This is a genomic window from Amycolatopsis sp. NPDC114503 (genome assembly GCF_055633655.1).
Genome location: NZ_JBVKDT010000001.1, coordinates 860,064 through 877,133 on the forward strand (window position 1 = coordinate 860,064; position 17,070 = coordinate 877,133).

At 69.0% G+C, this 17,070-nt stretch carries 15 protein-coding genes; 8 read left to right on the plus strand and 7 right to left on the minus strand.

What is annotated here, in order from left to right:
- Positions 1–25: 25 nt before the first annotated feature.
- Together ACZ7OI_RS04195 and ACZ7OI_RS04200 are read right to left on the minus strand one after the other, a co-directional pair.
- Positions 26–664, minus strand: a complete 639-nt coding sequence (locus tag ACZ7OI_RS04195; protein ID WP_470262736.1) for an HNH endonuclease family protein — start codon at positions 662–664, stop codon at positions 26–28.
- Between the two features lie 152 nt (positions 665–816).
- A complete protein-coding gene (locus tag ACZ7OI_RS04200; protein WP_470262737.1) occupies positions 817–1,488 on the minus strand; it encodes a hypothetical protein in 672 nt (223 codons plus the stop codon).
- 76 nt (positions 1,489–1,564) lie between these two features.
- Here ACZ7OI_RS04200 and ACZ7OI_RS04205 point away from each other — a divergent pair, with 76 nt between their 5' ends.
- Positions 1,565–2,851 (plus strand): adenylosuccinate synthase, encoded by a 1,287-nt coding sequence (locus ACZ7OI_RS04205; RefSeq protein WP_037808782.1) that lies wholly within the window; start codon positions 1,565–1,567, stop codon positions 2,849–2,851.
- 52 nt (positions 2,852–2,903) lie between these two features.
- Here ACZ7OI_RS04205 and ACZ7OI_RS04210 read toward each other — a convergent pair whose 3' ends face one another.
- Entirely contained in the window at positions 2,904–3,401 is a 498-nt protein-coding gene (locus tag ACZ7OI_RS04210; protein WP_470262738.1) for an OsmC family protein, read from the minus strand.
- Between the two features lie 150 nt (positions 3,402–3,551).
- On the opposite strand from ACZ7OI_RS04210, the gene ACZ7OI_RS04215 reads away from it, so the two are divergent.
- Positions 3,552–4,454: a TIGR03564 family F420-dependent LLM class oxidoreductase gene (locus tag ACZ7OI_RS04215; RefSeq protein WP_470262739.1), complete on the plus strand. Its 903-nt coding sequence runs from the start codon at positions 3,552–3,554 to the stop codon at positions 4,452–4,454.
- Here the strand turns inward: ACZ7OI_RS04215 and ACZ7OI_RS04220 are convergent.
- The 4 genes from ACZ7OI_RS04220 to ACZ7OI_RS04235 all read right to left on the minus strand — a co-directional run bounded on the left by ACZ7OI_RS04220 (position 4,435) and on the right by ACZ7OI_RS04235 (position 11,571).
- On the minus strand, positions 4,435–6,072 hold the full coding sequence (locus ACZ7OI_RS04220; protein WP_470262740.1) for a Na+/H+ antiporter: 1,638 nt from the start codon (positions 6,070–6,072) through the stop codon (positions 4,435–4,437). The genes ACZ7OI_RS04215 and ACZ7OI_RS04220 overlap by 20 nt on opposite strands.
- An 850-nt stretch (positions 6,073–6,922) precedes the next feature.
- On the minus strand, positions 6,923–8,458 hold the full coding sequence (locus ACZ7OI_RS04225; RefSeq protein WP_470262741.1) for an amino acid permease: 1,536 nt from the start codon (positions 8,456–8,458) through the stop codon (positions 6,923–6,925).
- A 233-nt stretch (positions 8,459–8,691) separates the two neighbouring features.
- On the minus strand, positions 8,692–10,029 hold the full coding sequence (locus ACZ7OI_RS04230; protein ID WP_470262742.1) for an FtsX-like permease family protein: 1,338 nt from the start codon (positions 10,027–10,029) through the stop codon (positions 8,692–8,694).
- 405 nt (positions 10,030–10,434) lie between these two features.
- Positions 10,435–11,571, minus strand: coding sequence for a glycerophosphodiester phosphodiesterase (locus ACZ7OI_RS04235; protein ID WP_470262743.1), 1,137 nt, complete (start codon positions 11,569–11,571; stop codon positions 10,435–10,437).
- Between the two features lie 251 nt (positions 11,572–11,822).
- Between ACZ7OI_RS04235 and purD the strand changes: the two genes are divergently transcribed.
- The 6 genes from purD (at position 11,823) to ACZ7OI_RS04265 (ending at position 17,063) form a co-directional block, all read left to right on the plus strand.
- Positions 11,823–13,082, plus strand: a complete 1,260-nt coding sequence (gene purD, locus ACZ7OI_RS04240) for a phosphoribosylamine--glycine ligase (protein WP_354740856.1) — start codon at positions 11,823–11,825, stop codon at positions 13,080–13,082.
- A 100-nt stretch (positions 13,083–13,182) separates the two neighbouring features.
- Positions 13,183–13,572, plus strand: a complete 390-nt coding sequence (locus ACZ7OI_RS04245; RefSeq protein ID WP_344266423.1) for a PE domain-containing protein — start codon at positions 13,183–13,185, stop codon at positions 13,570–13,572.
- Positions 13,553–14,155, plus strand: coding sequence for a DUF3558 domain-containing protein (locus ACZ7OI_RS04250; RefSeq protein ID WP_470262744.1), 603 nt, complete (start codon positions 13,553–13,555; stop codon positions 14,153–14,155). The genes ACZ7OI_RS04245 and ACZ7OI_RS04250 overlap by 20 nt, the downstream gene beginning before the upstream one ends.
- A 9-nt stretch (positions 14,156–14,164) precedes the next feature.
- Positions 14,165–15,808 (plus strand): hypothetical protein, encoded by a 1,644-nt coding sequence (locus tag ACZ7OI_RS04255; RefSeq protein WP_470262745.1) that lies wholly within the window; start codon positions 14,165–14,167, stop codon positions 15,806–15,808.
- Positions 15,805–16,563, plus strand: a complete 759-nt coding sequence (locus tag ACZ7OI_RS04260; RefSeq protein ID WP_470262746.1) for an ESX secretion-associated protein EspG — start codon at positions 15,805–15,807, stop codon at positions 16,561–16,563. The genes ACZ7OI_RS04255 and ACZ7OI_RS04260 overlap by 4 nt, the downstream gene beginning before the upstream one ends.
- Before the next feature lie 188 nt (positions 16,564–16,751).
- The gene (locus tag ACZ7OI_RS04265) at positions 16,752–17,063 is read left to right on the plus strand and encodes a hypothetical protein (RefSeq protein ID WP_067577414.1); all 312 of its coding nucleotides are present in this window, start codon (positions 16,752–16,754) and stop codon (positions 17,061–17,063) included.
- The last annotated feature ends 7 nt before the right edge of the window (positions 17,064–17,070 follow it).

Consider the following 17,070-nt stretch of genomic DNA (forward strand, 5'->3'; position numbering starts at 1 on the left):
GGCGCCCGCGGTAGGGCTGATCGGGTCAGCAGCGTCCCAGCATGTCCGTCAGCGCAGACTTCTCCGCCGAATTCACGGTGAGCTTGAACTTGGCCTTGACCGTCACCCACATTTTGGCGTAGGTGCACCAGTATCCGGTGGACGGCGGCTTCCACTGGTCCGGCGACTTGTCGCCCTTTTCCTGGTTGACGTTGTCGGTCACCGCGATCAGCTGCGGGTCGGACAGATCGTTGGCGTAGGCCTGGCGCTGCGCGGTGGTCCACGAAGACGCGCCGGTGCGCCACGCGTCGGCGAGCGGCACGACGTGGTCGATGTCCACATCGGACGGAGAGCTCCAGGTCGCGCCGTCGTAGGGCGAGGTCCATTTTCCGGACGTCGGATAGCAATCGGAGCCGACCTGGACGTTCGTGCCGTCACGCTTGAGCACCATCTCGCGCGTGTTGCAGCTGTTGCCCTGGTCGATCCAGTGCGGGAACTTGTCGCGGCTGTAGCCGTCCTGCGAACCGTCCGGTTTCACCGTGAGGCCGGCGAGCTGGCTCTTCGCGGTGTCCGCCGACGGGATGCCGGGAGGAGTGGCGTCGGCGACGCCCACCGTGACCGAGCCGAGCAGCGCGACGCCGGCCAGGACGGTCAAGGAGTTGCGAACTGTACGAGTGGTCGGCATATTGCTGCCTTCCTGGTCAGATGCGGGACTGATTCACCTTTGACCACGAAAGTGGCGTGCGCAACACCGTCAGGTGACGGGAAACCGACCTTCTGTAAACGGAAAGTCACCGAGAGTCCAAGTTTCCTTGACCCTCGTCCGGCGCCGCTGGGTCAGCCGCGGACCGCGCGGAGGTCGGCTGTGTGCCGGTACCAGGTCCGCCGGGTGATCTCGCGTTCCTGCGGTACACCGTCGATGACCAGCGAAGACGTCGGAACGCAGCCGAGCTGGAAGGCGCGCCCGCGAAAGGTCGCGGACCGTTTGAGGAGCTTCCCGCGGGTGATTCGGGCGGTGACGCCGGAGTCGTCCGGTGCGACCTCGATGCCGGAAACCACTCCGTCGAAAGCCACCTGTTCGTCGCAATACGCCTGGCCCTTGACATCGCGCAGGGTCGCGTGCCCGAGGAGCACGCCGCCGGTGTCGTCGCGCACGAGCGAACTCTCGGCGTCCTCGCCCTTCCAGGCGAGCGCGAACGCCTCGTCCGGGTCCGAAGGCAGCCGCCAGCGCGCGGCGACGCGAGAGCCGGCCTCGGTGGCCACGAAACCGACGGACACGCCCGGGAGGAGTTCGCGGCGCATGAGACGCACCACCACGGCGGCGAGGTCGGCGTCGGAGCCCAGCACGACGAGCCGGTCGTGTTCCCCCAGCAAGGGGTCGATTTCCGCCTTGCCGGGACGGTGTCCGGCGTGCACCAGCGGGACGTCGCCGAGCCGTGCGGGGAGATCCGCCGCGGTGCCGCAGGCCACCACTATTCCGCGCACTCCGGCGTCCTCCGTTAAAGTCATGCACCGGCATTTACCAGCGCCACCCGTGCCCCCGTCCGGGGTCACTATTCCTATTGCCGAACACCTGGAGTGTCACATGCCGGCCATCGTGCTGATCGGTGCCCAGTGGGGGGACGAGGGCAAGGGCAAGGCCACCGACCTGCTCGGCGACCGCGTCCAGTGGGTCGTCCGCTACCAGGGCGGCAACAACGCGGGCCACACGGTCGTGCTGCCGAACGGCGAGAACTTCGCGCTGCACCTCATCCCGTCGGGGATCCTGACGCCGGGCGTGACGAACGTCATCGGCAACGGCGTGGTCATCGACCCTGGCGTGCTGCTGGACGAACTGGCCGGTCTCGAGGAGCGCGACGTCGACACCAGCAAGCTGCTGATCTCGGCCGACGCGCATTTGATCATGCCGTACCACGTGGCGATCGACAAAGTCACCGAGCGCTATCTCGGCAGCCGCAAGATCGGCACCACCGGCCGCGGCATCGGCCCGTGCTACCAGGACAAGATCGCCCGCGTCGGCGTCCGCGTGCAGGACCTGCTCGACGAGAAGATCTTCCGCCAGAAGGTCGAGGCGGCACTGGAATTCAAGAACCAGGTGCTGGTCAAGGTCTACAACCGCAAGGCGCTCGACGCGGACCAGGTCGCCGACGAGGTGCTCGCGGCGGGCGAGAAGTTCGCGCACCGCATCGCCGACACCCGGCTGCAGCTGAACCAGGCGCTGGAGCGCGGCGAGACGGTGCTGCTGGAGGGTTCGCAGGGCACGCTGCTCGACGTGGACCACGGCACGTACCCGTTCGTCACGTCGTCGAACCCGACGTCCGGCGGCGCGAGCGCGGGGTCGGGCATCGGCCCCGGCCGCATCACGACCGTGCTGGGCATCCTGAAGGCCTACACGACCCGCGTCGGCTCCGGCCCGTTCCCGACCGAACTGGACGACGAGTCCGGCGAGTACCTGCGCAAGCAGGGCGGCGAATTCGGCGTCACCACCGGCCGCTCGCGGCGCACCGGCTGGTTCGACGCGGTGATCGCCCGCTACGCGGTGCGGGTCAACGGAATCACCGACTACTTCCTGACGAAGCTGGACGTGCTGTCCGGCCTGGAGAAGGTCCCGGTGTGCGTCGGCTACGAGGTGGACGGCTTCCGCACCTCGGACATGCCGATGACCCAGACCGACGTGCACCACGCGGTCCCGATCTACGAAGAGCTGCCGGGCTGGTTCGAGGACATCTCGAACTGCCGCACCTACGACGAGCTGCCGGCCAACGCGCGGGCTTACGTCGAGCGGATCGAGGAGCTGTCGGGCGCCCGGGTTTCGGCGATCGGCGTCGGTCCGGGGCGCGAGCAGACGATCGTGCGGCACGAGTTCGCCTGATCTTTTTCGCTTGAGCGGCCAGGCTGGTTTCGTACCGGCCTGGCCGTTTTTGTCAGCGAACCGTTGTGGTGACTGGGGTTTGATTGCGGAACAGGTCGAGAACCGGGCAGTGCTCGTCCACCGCGCGGCGGAGCTGTTCGTAGACCTCGGGCGCGGCCGGGCCGTCGAGTTCCACGGAGACTCGGACGTCGCTGAAGCCGGGTCGGGTCGATTCGTCGAAGCCGAAGAAGCCGTGCAGGTCGAGGTCTCCGTCCACCTTCACGCGGACTGCGTCCAGCGGGATGCCGAGGCGGGCCGCCCAGAACTGGTACGTGATCACCTGGCAGGAGCCGAGCGAGGCCAGCGCGTACTCGACCGGGTTCGCCGCCTGGTCGGTGCCGCCGAGGGCGGGCGGTTCGTCGACGGTGAAGGCGTGGTCGCGCACCCGGACGTCCACCACAGTCGCCGTGTTCGGGGCCAGTGCGTGGTCGACGCTGAACGACACCGCCGCGTTGTGCCGGTCCGTTTGCACGGCTTGGCGGGTGCCGTCGATGACGTCGGTCAGTGACATCGGTCCTCCTGGGGTCGTCGGGCGTCCAGGGTGCGGGTCCGCCGCCGCGGCGGGCAGGGGCTCTCGTCGGCTGAGAACGCGGCTGGCACAAAGCCGTGCGCTTGTTTCGGCTGGTGAGAAACCGGTGGTGCGGCTGAATAGTTTGAAGACATGAGCGTCGGACTGACCTTGCCCGCCCTTCCGCGGGAAAACATCACCGTGACCGAGGTGCTGGACCAGGCACGCGAGGCCGAGGAGGCTGGCGCGTCGTCGATCTGGTTCGCCCAATTGCCCTGGGGCCACGACGCGCTGACGGTGGCCGCGCTGGCCGGACAGGTGACTTCCCGGGTCGAGATCGGCACGTCGGTGGTGCCGATTTATCCGCGGCATCCGCTGGTGCTGGCCGCTAGCGCGCGCACCGCGAGCGAGGCGTCCGGCGGGCGGTTCACTCTCGGCATCGGCCTTGGAGCGAAGAACTTTCTCGAACCCGTCTACGGCACGCCGTATCCGCCGCCGGTGCGGCACCTGCGGGAGTACCTGACCGTCTTGCGCGCGGTGTTCGCCGGGGAACAAGTCGACTTCACCGGCTCGACGGTGGAGGCGCATCTGCTGGAGCCAGCACCGGCGTCGCCGATTTCAGTGCTCGTCGCCGCGATGGGGCCGCAGGTGTTGCGCGTCAGCGGGGAACTGGCGGACGGCACGCTGCCGTACCTGGCCAGCCCGCGAGCTCTTTCGAACCTGATCGTGCCCGGGATCGGTCCTGGCAAGCGAGTGATCGCCGCCGTTCCGGCTGTGGTGACCAGCGACGTCGATGCGGTGCGCGAAATCGCGGCGCGGGAACTCGGTCTCTACGGTTCGATCCCGTCGTACCAGCGCATTCTGAAGGAGGGCGGCGTCGAAAGCGCGGCTGAGTTGGTGCTGATCGGCGACGAGGAGACGGTCGCCGCCGGCGTGCAGCGCTATTTCGACGCAGGCGCGACCGACGTCCTGCTCACCCAGACCGCCCTGCACACCGACGAGGACCGGCGGCGCACCTGGCGGCTGACGGGCGAGCTCAACTCATCCGGTTCGTAAGGGTTGTCGTCACGGACATTTCCTCCAGATCGAGCTCGCGCAGCACCTTCTGCAGGACGTCGTCGTCAAGGCGGCCGGCGCGGTTCTCCTCGATCATCGCCGCACGCTGGGTGATCAGGAGTTCCCGCCGCGCCTTGGCGAACTGCGCCTGCGGACTGTCTCGGCGTTCCTCGCCGGACAGGGTGATCGCAGCCTGCGCGAACCGGTAACGGGTGTCCACCACGCGTTCCAGCCGTTGTTCGAGCCGCTTCATTTTCTCCGGCTCTATGTCCAATGTGGACAGCTGGTCGCGGGCGAGCTCGCGCAGCCGTTCGTGCGCGGCCTTCTGCGCGACCTTGCGCGCGGCCAGCTCCTCGGCCTGGTCGCGGGCGTCCTCGTCCGGGTCCCGGACTTTGAGCAGCCGGATCAACGGCGGCAGCGTGAGACCTTGGATCAGCACCGTCCCGACCGCGACGGAGAACGCGAACAGCTGGATCTCGGCGCGCCCAGGCGTATCCGCCGGAACACCGGACGCGGCGGCGATGGTCACGACGCCGCGCATACCGGTCCAGGAGATCACCGCCAGCGAACGCCAGGCCGGCGGATCGTGCTTGGTGCGTCTGAGAAGTTGCAGCGACCGAGGCAGATAGCTGGACAGGAACACGGCGGGTATCCGCACGAACATCGTGGCGAGCAACACGACGACCGCGGACAACGCGAGCGTCCCGTTGTCCCGCGCGGCATGCTGCGCCCCGTCGAGCACGAACGGCAGTTGCAACCCCATCAAGGCGAACACCAGCGCCTCGAGCATGACGTCGATCGACGCCCAGACAGACCGGTCCTGCACCCGCGTCGCCGGTGACGCCCGCAGCGACCGGTGCCCGAGGAACAGCCCCGCCGTGACGACCGCCAGCACGCCGGATCCGCTGAACTCGGCCCCGAACGGATGCAGATGCTCCGCGGTGACGTACGCCGCGAACGGCACCACGATCCCGAACGCCGATTCGAGCAGCGGATCGTCCAGCCTCGTGCGGATCAGCTCGACGACCCCGCCCGCGACCAGCCCGACCAGAATGCCGACCACCGTCGCGACGGCGAAGACCGCGAACCCGTGCCCGAGCGACCCCGCCGTGCCGACCACCGCGGCGAGCGCGACCTTGTACAGCGTGAGCGCGGCCGCGTCGTTGACCAGGCTTTCGCCGGTGAGCACGGTCATCACGCCCCGCGGCAACCCCAACCGCCGCCCGATCGCGACAGCCGTCACCGCGTCCGGCGGAGACACGACCGCCCCGAGCACCAGCGCCGACGCCCACGGCAGATCGGGCAGCAGCAGATGCACGACGAAGGCGATCACGAACGCGGTGGCCACCACGAGCAGCACGCCGAGCGTGATGATCGGCCGCAGATTCGCACGAAAGTGGGAGATCGAACTCTCCAGCGACGTCGAGTACAGCAACGGCGGCAACACGACGGTCAGGATCAGCTCGGGCTCCAGCTCGACCCGCGGAACGCCGGGAATCAGCGCGACCCCCAGCGCGACCACCACGATGAGCAGCGGCGCGGAAAGGTTGAACCGCCGGGCGATCGCAGTCAGCCCGAGCGACCCGGCGAGCACGCCGACCAGCGTCAAGGTCTCCATGCTTCGCATCTTGACTCATGGGTTGCGCGAGGCATGGATGGTGTGGGTTCGTGTCGGGACTCCCTTCGGGGTGAGGTGGACGGGCGGGGCTCGTGGGTGGTCGGTCCGCACGCCAGCGCGAAGCGGACGCGACGGGGTGGGCAGCGGTCGGCGGACGGTGCGGACGCGGGAGTGGGTGGTGGTGCGGACGTGGCAGTGGGTGGTGGCGGCGGATGTTGGCGGGGCCGTGGCTCCGGCTCCACGGCCGCGGGGTGGTGACGACGGGGGCTGGCCCCTCGGGGGTTGTCGACGGGGCGGACCACGCGGGGGTGGTTGACGGGTGGCGGTCGTGGGTGGTGGGGCATCGAAGAGGCGGGCCGCCAGGCGCCGATGCGGAGGAGGTCGGTGGGCTCCGGTGCGGATGCGGTCGTAGTCGGCGGTGGCGAGGTGCGGTGCGGCGGGCTATGGCAGCTGGTTCGCGGCGCTGCAGACGACGCGAACCGAAGCTGTGGTCGGCGCACGGCAGTTCGGCGAATGGGTTGATCAGGCTCCGCTCGCAGGCCTCCGTCCGATGCTCGTCGATAGCGCAACGCCGGGCGGAACGATGCCGGGCGGAGCAACGCCGGGCGGCGCGATCCTGGGTGGAGCGATCCCGGGTGGAGCGATCCGGGTGGACCAACGCCGGGCGGAACGATGCCGGGCGGAGCAACGCCGGGCGGCGCGATCCTGGGCGGCGCGATCCCGGGTGGAGCGATATCGGGTGGACCAACGCCGGGCGGAGCGATGCTGGGTGGGGCAACGCCTGGTCGCGCAACGCCGGGCGGAACGATGCCGGGCGGAGAACGGCCCGCCGCCGCAAGAACTCGCCGGGCTAGCCGAGTTCCTTCAGTTCCTTTTCCACCGCGGCCAATTCCTCCGCCGATCCCTGCACCTTCGGGCCGGTGAACCACTTCCTCGCCGACACAGCCCACCACAACGCAGCTCCGCCCAGGACGATCAGGAAGGCGATCGGCGTGTAGTTGAACGAGTCGACCGTGATGGGGCTTGCTTGGGGGAGCATGAAGAGCACGAAGATCACCACGACCCACCCCGTCGCGACGATGCCGATCGGTTTGCCCCAGCGGCCCAGGTTCCACGGGCCCTTCTCGAAGCTGTCGCCCCGGCGGACGCGGAGGAAGACCGGGATCACGTACGCGACGTACAGGCCCACCGTCGCGATCGAGGTGACTGCTGCGTACGCCGTCGCGCTCCACAGGTACGGCAGCGCGAGCACCAGCGCGCCGCCAGCCGCCAGCCATACCGCGTTGGTCGGGGTTTGGGTTCGTTTGTTGATGTTGTGCCAGAGTTTCGAACCCGGGATCGCGCCGTCGCGGGCGAAGGCGTAGATCATGCGGGAGTTCGCGGTCACCGAGGCCATGCCGCAGAACAGCTGTGCACCGATGCAGATCAGGAGCAGGAATTTGCCGGTCACCGCACCGGTCGCGTCGATGAAGATCTGGGCAGGCGGGACGCCGGTGGCCGAGTTGACGGCTCCGTCGTAGTTCTGGATCGCGAAGGTCAGGCCGATCAACAGGATCCAGCCCGCGACGAGCGACACCAGGATCGAATTGATGATTCCGCGCGGACCCGCTTTCGCGGCGTTCTTGGTTTCCTCCGTCATGTGCGCCGAGGCGTCGTAGCCGGTGAGGGTGTACTGCGCCAGCAGCAAACCCAGCAGGAACACGTACGGCGCGGAACCCCAGCCGGTCTGGTTCACGAAGCTGCCGAACACGAACGACGCTTCCTGATGCTTCGCCGGCACGAACACGAGCACGCCCACGATCACCAGCACGCCCACCAGATGCCACCACACGCTGACGCTGTTCAGCACCGCCACCACGCGCACGCCGAAGGTGTTCAGCACCCCGTGCAGGACAAGGATGATGACCAGCAACAGAATCGTGTGCCCCGGCGTCGCGCTGAAGCCCCACTGCAGGTCGAGGAACGCGTTGAGGAACAGGGCAGCGCCGAAGTCGATGCCGGCCGTCACCGCGATCTGCCCGATCAGGTTGAACCAGCCGGTGAACCACGACCACGCCGGACCGTTGCGGGTCGCCAGCTTCGCCGCCCAGTAGTAGAGCCCGCCCGCGGTCGGGTAGCTCGAACACACCTCCGCCATGCCCAGCCCGACCAGCACCACGAACAGCCCGACCAGCGGCCAGCCCCAGATCATCGCCGCCGGGCCGCCGGTCTTCATGCCGAAGCCGTACAGCGTGAGGCAGCCGGACAGGATCGAGATGATCGTGAACGACACGGCGAAGTTCGAGAACGCCGACATCGTGCGTTTGAGTTCCTGCGCGTAGCCGAGCGCGTGCAGGCGAGCGCTGTCTTCGTCGGGTTGTCCGGTCTGCTGGTCGGAGACATCCATCGGGCACCCACCTGAAAGGTATGCGGACAGACCATTGAGAGTGCGCAGAAGTTAGCCCTCTCCGTTCGCGGGTGTCAAGGTTTCGCTGGTCGCTGGGCGGAAGCTCCTCCGAACGGCGCAGGGCGGTCCGGGTCTGGGTGATCAACATAGAACCAGTATCTCGAACAATTGTTCGAGAATGCATCACTCGAACCGGTCGTCTGTCGGGGTGGCCGCACCACGCGTGCGACCGGTCAGCGACAGGCCTGGATCGCCGGGACGCGGATCGCCTGCCGGGCCGTGCCGACGCTGGAGGCCAGAGTCAGCGCGCACGCGATGAGCACGACGCCGAGGTAGATCGCGATCGTGGCGTCGGGCAGCGCCGAACCGGTCTTCACCAGGCTGTACGGGATCACGGTCGCGACCGAGGCGATCGAGCCGAACAAGACCCCGGTCGAAGCGAGTACGGCTCCCTCCAGCCCGACCATCCCGAGCACCTGCGGCGGTGTCGAGCCCACGAGGCGTTGCTGACCGAACTCCCGCCTGCGGTGAATGGTGGTGGCGACGAGCGTGTTCACCAGCATGATCGCGGCGAACAACGCGACCATGCCGACCACCACGTAGTTCAGCGTTTCGATGCTCCGCGCGATCTCCGTCCGCGCTCCGGCCGCCGCGGAGTTCTCGATGCTCTGCATGTAGAGGGTGCCGGTGGCCATTCCGGTGAACAGGATGTTCGGCACGAGCGCCCCGGCCAGTTGCTGAGTCTGCCCGCGCAAGTTGAGCACGGCCAGGTGGCCGCAGGCCCCCGCACGCCTCAGCAGCGTGGCGACCGCCCTCGTGATCGCCGCCAGCAGCGAGGGCGCGAGCAGCGCGAACCCGACCGCGGACAGGATCGCCCCCTGACCTCCGATGGCCATCAACGCGGGCTCCCGGCCGGTGAACACGGTCGCGGTCAGCACTCCCGAGGAAACGCCCGTGGCGAGCACGAGCACCCCGGCGACCAGGCGGACCCGCCTCGGCCGGGCGTCCCCGACCGAGGCGGTGAGCAGTCCTTCCCGCACCCCGATCCTGGCTATGCGCCACGCCGTCGCCGCTGCCGCGATCGCGGCAGCGAGCAGCGTGATCCCCAGGCCGACGCCGACCGCGAACGGACCGAATTCGGCGGGCACGCTTTGCGGCACGCGCTGGGCGTTCTTGAGCAGGTCGACCACCAGCCTGCCGGTGAACACCGCCGGAGTGATCGCCGCGAGAAACGCGATGATCGCGATGGCCACTGCCTCGCCGACGATCAGACGGCCAATCTGGGCCGGGGTCGCGCCGACGCTTTTCAGCAGCGCCAGCTCCGCGTCGCGTTGGCGTACGAGCAAGCCGAGCGTGGACATCACGGCGACCACGACGAGCACCAGGCCCCAGCCGCCGACCGCGCTCGCCATGATGGTCAGGATGCGTCCGGTCGACTCGTCGACGTTGGCGCGAGTGTCCAGCAGTGAAGCGAAAGTCATCGTGGCACCGAGAAACAGCGAGACGAAGCTCGCCACGAAGCCGGCGGGGCGGTGCCGCAGCGAGCGCAGCGCGAGACGAAAGATGATCATCTGTCTGCCGCCATTCGCTCGGCGACCGGCTCGACAGCCGGGGCGGCCGAACTCCTGCCCGCCCGTGTCCGGTTTCTCTGAGGCCCAGGCGTCTTGCTGAGCAACTCCCGCCGCTCGGCCTCCGCCGCAATTCCAGCCACCGGTCTCTCCCCTCGACAGCCTGCGTGACGAACGCTAGGGCTCCCGAGGGCACGACAACGATGGCCCGCACCCCCCGTTATGGGGTGAGGACAGCCCTACCTCGCCCGGCTGCAGGCCTCGATGCCGAGGACATCGCGGGGAAGACCCCGACCGCGCTACCGACTCGCAATGGGACTGCGTCGCTGAGCAGCCCGGCGTACCCGTAAGAAAAGGCCCGCCGGTGACGAGAACGCCACCGGCGGGCCGGGAGAAACGAAGAAAAAATCAGCGACCAGTGAAGTCCCGCACCGATTCCAGCGCGGTGTCCGGCTGGTCGGCGAAGAATCCGTCGACTCCGGCCTTCAGGAACGCCGCTTCCTCCGCGAACACGTTGCCGAACGCGCTCGGGCTCGCCGAGGAGCGCAGGTTCGCCGGCAGGAACGGGTTTTCGTTGCGGAAGGTGTAGGGCTGCACCTCGAGCCCGGCGCGGTGGGCGTCGGCGATCAGCGTGGTCGGCTTGCCGAGGTTGTCCTGTGCGTCCCGCGGGATGATCTGGCCCTTCTCCGGGCCGAGGTACTTCGCGTATTTCGCGATCTCGCGCAGGCCGGCGGGCGTGACCAGGTCGGCGTAGGTGCGCTTGTCGCCCTTTGCGACGAAGTCCGCCGGCGCGCCCTTCGCCTCGGTCAGCTGCAGCAGCGGCACCCGCACCTGCTTGTGCAGCTCCTGCAGGTTCGACACCTCGAACGACTGGATGATCACCGGCGCGTTCGGCCGGTTCAGGCCGTTGCGGTTGAGGATCGACACCAGCTTCGGTTCGGTCGGGTTGCCGATCGAGGAGAAGTACGTCGAGTGCTTGACCTCCGGGTAGGTGCCCAGCGTCCGGTGCAGTTCGTGGCCGAGCCGCCGGGTCAGGTCGAGCACCTCCTGGTACGTCGCGATCCGGTAGCGGCCGTCGTAGAGCTGGTTGTTCGGCCGGTTCTGCGGGATCCGCTCCTTGGCGTAGAGCGTCTTCAGCTCGGCGAGGGTGAAGTCCTCGGTGAACCAGCCGGTCATCGTGGTTCCGTCGATGACCTTCGTGGTCTTGCGCGAGGCGAACTCCGGATGGGCCGCGACGTCGGTCGTGCCGCCGATCTCCGGTTCGTGCCGGGCGACGAGCTGGCCGTCCTTGGTCGGCACCAGGTCGACGTCGACGTAGTCCACGCCCATCCGCCAGGCGAGTTCGTACGACGCGAGCGTGTGCTCCGGGCGGTAGCCGGGCGCGCCCCGGTGTCCGACGATCACCGGGCCATCGTGCCGGGGACCGTGCGCGGCCGCACCCGCGGCCGTCTCCTCGCTCGCGGCGGCCGGGCCGATCGCGAGGCCGGCGACGCCGAGCAGGGCCAGGCCGGACAGGGCGAGCACGCCGAGGCGTTTGCGCTTCATGGGGGACCTTTCTCTACCGGGCGATCCGCAGCTCGCCACGACTACCGCGTCACCCTCACCGCCGCAAGCGTCGGGCGCGCGGCACCAGCCGGACGGGCGGTTGACAACCGGGTAAACGGTGGATGGCGGCCGAATCCGGACACCATTCTCCCGGGGCTGAGCAGGCACCGGACCAGTCGCACGCCTGGTCTGGGCCAGGGTCGCGGACGGCGCGCTGCCGCGGCGCGACACGCACCGTTACGCTGTCCGGCGTGCGCGTACTGGTAATCGGCTCCGGCGCTCGGGAGCATGCACTCGTCCTCGCGGTGGCTGGCGACCCCGCGGTCACGGCGCTCGCTTGCGCCCCCGGCAACGCCGGCACGACTGCGGTCGCTGAGCAGCTCGGGGTCGAGCTCGCCGAGCCGGAGGCCGTCGCGGCCCTGGCCAAGGAGTGGAAGGCCGACCTCGTCGTGATCGGGCCGGAGGTGCCGCTCGTCGCGGGCGTCGCCGACGCGGTGCGCGAAGCCGGTATCGCCTGCTTCGGACCCTCTGCCGCGGCTGCGCGCATCGAGGGGTCGAAGGCGTTCGCGAAGGACGTCATGGCGGCCGCGAAGGTGCCGACGGCTCGCAGTGAGGTCGTCGACACTCCCGCGCGTCTCGACGCCGCGCTTCAGCGCTTTGGGCCCACCTGGGTGGTGAAGGACGACGGTCTCGCCGCGGGCAAGGGCGTCGTCGTGACCCAGGACGTCGAGGTCGCGCGCAAGCACGCGCTGATGCTGCTCGACGGGGGTCACCCGGTCCTCCTGGAGTCCTTTTTGGACGGACCGGAGGCCTCGCTGTTCTGCTTCGTCGACGGCCGCACTGTGGTGCCGATGCTGCCCGCGCAGGACTTCAAGCGCGTCGGCGACGGCGACACCGGCCCGAACACCGGCGGCATGGGCGCGTACGCACCGTTGCCGTGGGCCCCTGAGGACCTGGTGGACGACGTCGTCGCGCGGGTGGTGCAGCCGGTGGTGGACGAACTCGCCGACCGGGGCAGCCCGTTCTCCGGCCTGCTCTACGCCGGTCTCGCGCTCACCTCGGAAGGCCCGCAGGTGATCGAGTTCAACTGTCGCTTCGGCGACCCCGAGACGCAGGTTGTGCTCGCGCTGCTGCGTACGTCGCTGGCCACGATCCTGAACGCGACGGCGACCGGGAAGCTGGCTGAGCTGCCTCCGCTGGAGTGGTCGGGCGGGGCCGCGGTCACCGTCGTGATCGCTGCGGACGGGTACCCGGGCAAGCCGCGCACTGGTGACGTCATCACCGGCGGAGAGATCGAAGGCGTACTTCACGCGGGTACGCGGCGTCGCGACGACGGTGCGGTGATCTCTGCGGGTGGACGCGTGCTGTCGGTTGTCGGCACTGGTAAGTCGCTTAAGGCGGCGCGTAAGCACGCGTACGAGACTGTCGAGCGCGTACACCTCGCCGGCTCGCACCATCGCACCGATATCGCACTGCGCGCGGCCAACGGGGAAGTAAGCGCTCCCGCCTGAGCACTTTCTCCCACGAAGTTCGCCTCGGGTTCACGCGCCGGTTGGTAGCCTCGAAACGGGTCCGTACGGTCACCGTCCGTATCACGGGAGGGGTTAGCGCATGCCGGGAAGCACACCGCTCACCGACCTGGCTTCGTCAGTACCGGCAGCGCCGGGCGTCGCGGACATCGTGGTCGAGCCGGCGAAGCTGCTCGAGGTCGCGCGGGTGGTCGACGAGCAGGTCAGCGCGCTCGAAGACAAGCTCCTCACGCGGCTGGGCGAGCTGCGCGTCGACACTCCTTCGTCGGACGCGGTGAGCGTGAACGCGATGGCCGCGTGGAACACCGTTGTCGCGGAAGGCGATCAGTCGTACGCCGCGCAGGTGCGCGCGTACGTCGCCAATCTGCACAAGCTCGTCGGACAGCTGCGCGAAGCAGCGAAGACCTACGAAGCCAGCGACGCGGACAAGGCCGCGGCTTTCGGGGACCGCGGTGCGCACGGCATCCACTAAGCCGATCCTCGCGGTTGTCGCGGTACTCGGCGTCGCGGGCTGCTCGTCGGGCGAGCAAGGCACCGCGTACCCCGTACAGCCCGCGATGAGTTCCCTCGCGCAGCAGACGAAAGCAGCCGCACTGCCGCCGCGGCCGTCGGATTTGCCGATCGCCGGGACCGATCCGTGCGACCTGCTCGGTCAGGCGCAGCTCGACCTGCTGAAGGTCACGAGCGTGCCGCGCAAGGCCGCGGAGGCGAAGGACGGGCCCACCTGCGTGTTCGATTCGGACAAGACCGAGCCGTTCCACGCGCTGCACCTGCGGATCGTCAGCACGGACGTGCAGGAGTGGCTCACCGGCTCGCGGCGCAAGAACAGCATGACCACCGCGCCCGTGAGCGTCGAGGGCTATCCGGCGATCACGAACTACCGCGCGGCAGGCACGCCCGCCGACTGTGAGGTGCTCGTCGGCGTCGCTTCCGGACAAACCATGGCGGCACAGGAGTTCGCGGTCACCGCGGGCGCGTTCAGCCAGCCGCAGTTGTGCGAAATCGCCACCCAGGCCGCCGGCCTGGCCGTGCAGGGCCTGAAGAACCGGACCTAGGGAGGGCGCGTGGAGATCTCCGAACTCGCGGGCAGGATCCGCGACCACCGTTTCGACGGGTGGACCGACACCGCCATCGCCGACGAGATCGAGAAGTTCGGCACTGGCGACGGAATCGCCAGCATCGCGACCGCGGTCGAGGCGTTGCGGGAGGTCGCGACCGCGCTCGCGGGCACCGACCGCACGCTGCGCGACCAGTTGGCGAAGCTCGGCGTGGAATGGCAGAGCCAGGCAGGCGGACAGGCCGGGCAGGTGCTGTCGGATCAGGCCGGCTTCTCCCAGGACGCGATGCAGAAGGTCACGCACACCGCGGAAATGCTTTTCGCGCAAGGGGAAGCGTTCAACCGCACCAAGTACAAGCTGCCCGACCCGGCCGCGGTGCGCAAAGGCGCCGAGAGCCTCACGCTCGTCGATTCGGTGGCGAGCTTCCTCGGCTTCGAGACTGATCACGCGGCACAGGTGCAGGCCGCGGACAACGCGCGCGGCCAAGCGGTCGAGGCGTTGAACTCTTATGCCCAGCAGAGCGGGGAAAACCTGCTGTCCACCGAACCGTTGAGCCAGCCGCAGTCGCTCGCGATGGTCCAGCCCGGCAGCGGACCGAGCCCGGTCGACCGCGCGGCCGCGGCGGTCGACGTGACGCCGGACGGCCAGGTTCGGCCCGCGGCGGCGTCGGTGAAGTCGCAGTACGTTCCCCCGCCGCCGCCTCCGGCCCCTCCGGCCCCTCCGGCTCCGCCGGTCGTGGATCCGCCGACGCCCGCGTACGGCACGGCTTCGCAGGCATCGGCTGCTCGGCCAGCCGCGCCGGTAGTCGCGGCCAGCTATGTGCCGCCGTCTTCGCCTCCGCCTGCGGGGTGGGAGAAGGCGCCTCGGGCCAGCGAGCCGGGATTGCCTGGCGCGCCTCGGTCGGGCGGCACCCCCAACGGGCCGGGAATCCCTGGCGGGCCAAGCACTTCGGGCGGGCCGGGCGCTTCCGGCGGGACGCGGGTCCCTGGCGGGGTGCGGCCCGGGGAGTCCGGCACGTTCCTGCCGACCGGTCCGCGCGGGACGAGCAGCGAATCCGGCGGCTCGGCTAATCGCGGAACTGTCGGCAGTTCCGAAAGTTTCGGTGGCACAAGCGGTCGCGGCGGTTCGGGAGGAAATCCCGGCGGTGCCGCAGGTGGCAGCTACCCCGGCGGCGGGCACGAAAACCAAGCGCTGCAACGAGGTCGTCTGGTCGGCAGCGTCCCGCAGGCTCCGCCAGCCCCGGTCGCCGAACCCTCCGGGAACGCTCCGGCCCCGCGCGGCGGAGGAGCGTCGGCCGGCGAAATCGGGGCAGGCGCCGCGGCCTTGGGCGCGGGAGTAGCCGGTGGTGCGCTTTCCGGTGACCGTGAACGGCAGGGCCGCGGACAAGACGGTCAGCAGAAGGGCCCGGTCCGGCCGTTGCCGGTGGACGAGCTTCCGGAGGAAGAAGCCGTCGCACTGCGGAAAGCCGAGCAGATCGCGCCGAAATCAGGCAGCGGTGACGCCAAGTACCTCTCCGAAGCCGCTCCGCAGGAAAGCGACGACGAGCACGTGCGCCGCTTCGGTGTCGACGACAAGGACCTGTTCGCCGACGGCCGGATGGTGACGCGCGACGTCCTCGGCGACGGCACGGGAGACGTGCGCCGGCCGTGAACCTGGTACTGACCGCCCTTGAATTCGACGTGCTGTGGGAATCGCTGGACCTGGGCGGACGCCCGGCCGCGCTCGCGGTCCCGTCGCCAGGGCGCACGCACACCGAACGGGCCGAGCTGATCGAGTCCGCCTGGGATTCGCTGGCACAGCGAAGGCTTGCGCGCGGCCGCCGTCCATCCGGGACAGTGCTGGATCAGCTGCATTTGCTGGCGCGTCCTCGGGAGGCCCTGGACGTCTGGGTGTGGGCGGACCGCGAGATCCGCGGCCGTGCGGTGAGCCGGGGCAGCCAGGCCGTGCTCGCGGTGGTCGACCGGGACGAGGTGTGGCTGATCGACGCCGAACCGGACACGCTCGCCGACGCCGCGGTGCGGGTCGCCGGGGAGTTCGACGCCGGGGTCGGCCAGTCGATCTCGGTCCCGCACAGCACGCTCGTCGCCGCGGACATGGCTGCCGCCGGTGACCCGAAAGCGCTGGTCACGGCCTTGGAGGACCGGGGCGTGGCGTTGTGGGAGGCGCAGGAACTGGCGGGCATGCTGATGGGACAGGCGGCGCGCGGCCAGTTCTGCGCGGAACGGGTGCTGCGGGACGGAACGGTGCGCCGGTCGCCGCACGTGGCGGCGTTTTACGACACCGATTCCGGGCGGTATCTGTTCCAGCTCACTGATGATTCGGACGGGCATACGTGGGCGACGGTGAGCCCGGCGGACAACGCGGTGCTGGTTGAGCGGGTGCGGGAGTTGCAGGCCGCGATTTGAGGCCTTCGGGCTGACCGTTTTCTCCCTTTTCGATCGCGCTATAACCCGGTCCGGGGGTTCGCGGCCCGAAGTCGCGGAGAACTGCACACGGCACGCGCTCGAAGTCTTAGAGTAAGCAGGGAACCGACTCGGTGAGCGGAGCGTCCGAACTGGTCGGGAAGAGAGTGTCGCGAAGGGGATGACGAACGGTGCCTGTCTACGACCCGGATTCCATGGCCATTGCCGCCAGGAACGTGGAGAAGCTGAAGGACGAGTTCGAAAAGTCCAAGAAGCACCTCACCGGTGTTGACGACGAGCCGGAAAGCCCGTTCGGCACGATGGGCGGCTCGAAGGACGTGCACGGCGCGGTCGGCACGTTCAAACAGGGCGTGCACAGCGAGTTCGACGCGGCCGGGAAGCTGATGGAGGCGACCAGCTTCATTCTCAAGAAGGCCGCCGGGCTGATCCAGGAAACCGATCAGGTCCACAAGACCGACCTGACCGTCCACGAAGACCGCTGAGCAGGCA